This is a genomic window from Streptomyces sp. NPDC058092 (assembly GCF_042884935.1).
Lineage (GTDB): Bacteria > Actinomycetota > Actinomycetes > Streptomycetales > Streptomycetaceae > Streptomyces.
Map to the genome: position 1 here is coordinate 1 of NZ_JBHVSY010000065.1, position 3,794 is coordinate 3,794.

Sequence of the window (3,794 nt, forward strand, 5' to 3'; positions counted from 1 at the left end):
ACACCACGTGATCATTCCGGGGCCGTCGTCATGCCCGGAAGGCAGATCACGACCGTCACGCATCACGCATGATCAGCCACCCGACAGGCTCTAAGCTTGTTCTTTAACCTTTGCGATCTTGGTGTTCGGTCATGGTGAGGTCGCGTTTGACGGTCTTTCCGACGTCGTGGCGGGGTGCGGGTCTGCGGTTCTTGGAGCCGGGTGGTCGTCCCGGGCCGGGCTGGCTGGGTTTCGGCGCCCTGGCGGGTAGTGCGCTGATCGGGCGGATGTTCCTGAATCCGCGGCGGACGCGGGCCGGTGTGAGGCGGCCCGGGGCGGCGGGTTTCTCCCAGGGGCGGCGGAGGTCCTCGGCAAGGGGGCGGGCGAGGCGGAGCTGGGTGTGGGCCGTGATGACGATCCAGGTCCAGCGGTCGGCGGCCTCGGGGGCGCGAAGCTTGGGGCGGGTCCAGCCGAGGGTCTGCTTGAACAGCCGGAAGGTGTGTTCAAGATCGAATCTTCGGAGGTAGGACTGCCACCAGCGGTCGATGTCGGCGGCGGTGGCGCTGGTGGCCGAGGACCACAACCAGACTGGCTTCGGGTCGCGGTCGCCGGGCAGGTGGTCGACCTGCAGGCGGATCAGCGTTCCCTCGATGACGGGGAGTTCGCCGTCGTGGTCGATCCAGGAGGTGCGGTGGGTGAGCCGGGGGTGCATTCGGTCCCAGCTTTCGGCGGTGGCGGTGCCGTGGCGCGTGGTGGCGGTCGTGGTGGTGTGCTGCGGGGCGGGCCAGGTGGCGGGCTTGTTCAGGGCGAACTCGGGTCCGTGCTTGGGCGGTCGGCCGTTGGTGCCGGGAAGTCTGGGTGGCTTCGGGCGTCGCAGGACCCGGTCGGAGCGGATGCGCCCGAGGAGTTCGACGGGCAGGTCGGCGAGGACGAACGCCAGGCGGGTGACGTCGTAGCCGGCGTCCATGACGACCAGGACGTCCGCGTCGCCCTCGGCCCAGTGCCCGGCCGTGACCAGACGCTCGACGACGGACCGCAGCTGGTCGGCGGTCACCGCCGTGGCGTCGTCCTCGGGGCCCAAGCGGACTGCGTCCAGGATCCCGGTCCAGGAGGTGCGACCGCTCTCCAGTGCGACGACGAAGGAGTAGGGCCAGCCGGGGATGAACTGCGCGGCGTTCTTCGCGCGTCCGTGGACGTGGCAGAACAGCCTGTCCGGACTGGTCGCCGCGTCTGATCGCAGCCACGAGCTGACGTCCACGGCCAGGACGATCCGCCCGTCGGCGGTGCGGGGAAGCGGCAGAGCGGTCAGCGTCGCCCGCAGCCGGTCCGCCTCGATCCGGCCGCCGTTCAGCGCGTCGTAGAGGGCGCCATGGCCGCGACGGTGCTCAGGTGCCAGGGCCAGGTCGACCAGGGCCTTGACCGGCCCGTCCGTGCAGAGCAGGGCGTCGGTCAGCTCGAACAGGGCATCGGCGCGGGCGGTCAGGCAGTTGTAGAAGCCGTTCCGGAAGTTGGACAGCACGGACAGGGACTCGACGCGGACAGCGTCTTGCAGCAAACTCGTCCTCACGGCCTTGGTTGGTGATCATGGGTGCTTCGCAACGCACATAATCACGCCAAGGCCGTACCATTGTCCGGCGAATGCCGGAACTTCATCGCTCGCGGGCCATGGGGCAACCTGGCTCAGAGAGGTGCCATCTGCAACTCGCCGATGACCTCAAGGCCGACTCGCGCTGCCAGCCAGGCAGCCCGTTGGGCTTCGACCTGCTTCACGTGGACGTAAACCGTGTGGTCCGGCGCGGGCTCCTCAAGATAGAGGTCGCGGGCATTCACACATACCGTCACGTAGGCGCCTCTGGTGCCCCCAGGACCGAGACCTACCTCCGGAGCCTCAGGCCAACCACTGAAATCCCAGCGCACCATGGCCGGGACGTTCCCTACGACAGTCAAGAACGCCGCCACGGCTTCCTGTGCCATGCACCATCTGCTCATGATGATCGGGAGGCACTCTGACGGAGAGTCGCCATTGCGTGAGGAGCCGTGGCGGTCGGCCCCGTACGACCACCAGTCAGCGTTCGGCATCACTCCGCTCAACCGCTCCAGCTCGCGGGTCGTGGAGACCCGTGCTTCGAAGTCGACTTCGAGTTCCCCGGTGTCAGCGAGATCGAGCAGCTGTCCAGCGACTCGCAGTGTCTCCGCAACATCCGTCGTCCTCAGCACTGCCTGCGCGTACGAGTTGCTCATGACGAGCAGTCTGCCAAGTCACCCGCTGGTCGACGATCGAATATCTGAGCAGCCTCCGGCTCGGTACCAGCCACAACCTGGCAGCACGCAGAGGTTAAAGAACAAGCTAAGGGCTGTCCCGTAATCCCAGGAGGCTGAGGGTCATGCTGTGTCCGGGTCGGTGCCGATGGCGCCGGCCGAGCGAAGCGAACGCCCGAGGTCTTTGGTGAGGATGCGGGGGTGTCGCCGCCACCACCACAGGTCGGGGCCGGGCAGCCTGTGGAACTGGTCAAGTGCTTGGCCGTCATCGTCGACGGTCGCGGCCTTGTACCGGTCGTCCAGGGATTTGATCTGCGGGGTCCAGAGCTGGACGATGTGTTCATCCAGCAGGAGCCACGCCTCGTGCAGCCAGTTCCGGCAGTACAGGTCGTTGGTGTACTCGTAGATGTCGTCGCCGTAGCCACGCTCGATGAAGCTCACCAGGGCGGCCCACGCGTTCACCCTCTCAGCGACTGTGAATGCCGTCCGCCAGCCGCGCTGGTGCAACAGCTCTCCCACCTCGGTTTCAGTAGCCACAGGCGCGAGGCTCTCACGCCGGATCCGTCCGGACGAACGAGATGAGACGATCTCGCCGTGCCTGGTGTAATCACGGCTTCGGAGCCGTCCTGGATAGCCCCGTTCACCGGGCTGAGCCCGCGGCAGTTCGGGAAGCTGGTGACTGTTCTGCGGCGCGAGGGCGCGGATGCGGCCCGCAGGGGCCGGCCGTGGAGCCTGCCGCTGGAGGACCGTGCACTGCTGGTCGCGGCCTACTGGCGCACGAACCTGACCATGCGCCAGCTGGGCCCACTGTTCGGGGTTTCCAAGTCGGCGGCGGACCGGATCATCGATCGCCTCGGGCCGATGCTCGCTCTCCAGCCCCGCAAGCGGTTCGCGAAGGACACCGTGCTGATCGTGGACGGCACTCTGGTGCCCACCCGCGATCACACCGTCGCCGAGCAGTCGAAGAACTACCGGTACTCCACCAACCATCAGGTCGTCATCGACGCCGACACCTGCCTTGTCGTGGTGATCGGCCAGCCCCTGCCCGGCAACCGCAACGACTGCAAGGCGTGGGAGGAGTCCGGCGCGAAGGCCGCCGTCGGCACGACCGTGACCATCGCCGACGGGGCTATCCGGGGACCGGGCTCGTGATGCCCCACCGGCGCCGCAAGGGCGAGGAGTTGCCCGGCTGGAAGCAGGCCCACAACAAGTCTCACAAGCAGGTCCGCGCCCGCGTCGAGCACGTCTTCGCCCGCATGAAGACTTGGAAGATCCTCCGCGACTGCCGCCTCAAAGGCGACGGCGTCCACCACGCCATGCTCGGCATCGCGCGGATGCACAACCTCGCCCTTACCGCATAGACCATCCCGCCGTACAGCAGCCCACCATGCCCGAGGCCGCTCAGAGATCATTTACGGGACGGCCCTTAGACCTACCGGCAAATGGTTGGCCGCTCGACGACTGAGAGCCTGTCGGGTGGCTGATCATGCGTGATGCGTGACGGTCGTGATCTGCCTTCCGGGCATGACGACGGCCCCGGAATGATCACGTGGTGT

At 67.2% G+C, this 3,794-nt stretch carries 3 protein-coding genes and 1 pseudogene; 1 reads left to right on the top strand and 3 read right to left on the bottom strand.

Annotation, left to right across the window (positions count from 1 at the left end; translation table 11 throughout):
• Nucleotides 1–103: 103 nt before the first annotated feature.
• From ACFVV1_RS40700 to ACFVV1_RS40710, 3 genes are all read right to left on the bottom strand, one after another.
• Nucleotides 104–1,534, bottom strand: coding sequence for an NF041680 family putative transposase (locus ACFVV1_RS40700; protein ID WP_390000659.1), 1,431 nt, complete (start codon nucleotides 1,532–1,534; stop codon nucleotides 104–106).
• A gap of 125 nt (nucleotides 1,535–1,659) precedes the next feature.
• Nucleotides 1,660–2,220 carry a hypothetical protein gene (locus ACFVV1_RS40705; RefSeq protein WP_390000661.1) on the bottom strand — a complete coding sequence of 187 codons (561 nt, stop codon included), beginning with the start codon at nucleotides 2,218–2,220 and terminating at the stop codon, nucleotides 1,660–1,662.
• A gap of 141 nt (nucleotides 2,221–2,361) precedes the next feature.
• On the bottom strand, nucleotides 2,362–2,775 hold the full coding sequence (locus tag ACFVV1_RS40710) for a hypothetical protein (RefSeq protein WP_390000664.1): 414 nt from the start codon (nucleotides 2,773–2,775) through the stop codon (nucleotides 2,362–2,364).
• A gap of 57 nt (nucleotides 2,776–2,832) precedes the next feature.
• On the opposite strand from ACFVV1_RS40710, the pseudogene ACFVV1_RS40715 reads away from it, so the two are divergent.
• Nucleotides 2,833–3,599, top strand: a pseudogene (locus tag ACFVV1_RS40715) (transposase).
• The last annotated feature ends 195 nt before the right edge of the window (nucleotides 3,600–3,794 follow it).